The 246-nt window shown below is 63.4% G+C and carries 1 protein-coding gene; it reads left to right on the plus strand.

Annotated features, from left to right (window positions below; genetic code table 11):
- Positions 1 to 11 precede the first annotated feature (11 nt).
- Positions 12 to 246 (plus strand): nitrite reductase (NAD(P)H) small subunit (locus ACRHNM_RS17765; protein WP_431137968.1); only part of this gene is annotated, 235 nt, incomplete at its 3' end.

Genomic DNA, 246 nt, shown 5'->3' on the forward strand with positions numbered 1-246 from the left:
CACCGGACTCCCTGGATTACGACGCGGTAACCACCTGGTTCCGCGCTGCTCCCGTCGACCGCTTCCCCCGGAACGGCGGGGCATGCGTCAAATACGGGGACAAACAGATCGCCGTATTCAACTCCGCCCGGAAAGGCCGCTGGTATGCCTGCCAGACCCTCTGCCCCCATAAAATGGAAATGGTCCTCTCCCGCGGGATGATCGGCGAGGATGCTGGGCACGACAAGGTGGCCTGCCCGCTCCATA

The sequence above is a fragment of the Psychroserpens mesophilus genome (assembly GCF_050617655.1).
In the GTDB taxonomy this organism is placed as follows: Bacteria; Bacteroidota; Bacteroidia; order Flavobacteriales; family Flavobacteriaceae; genus Psychroserpens; species Psychroserpens mesophilus_A.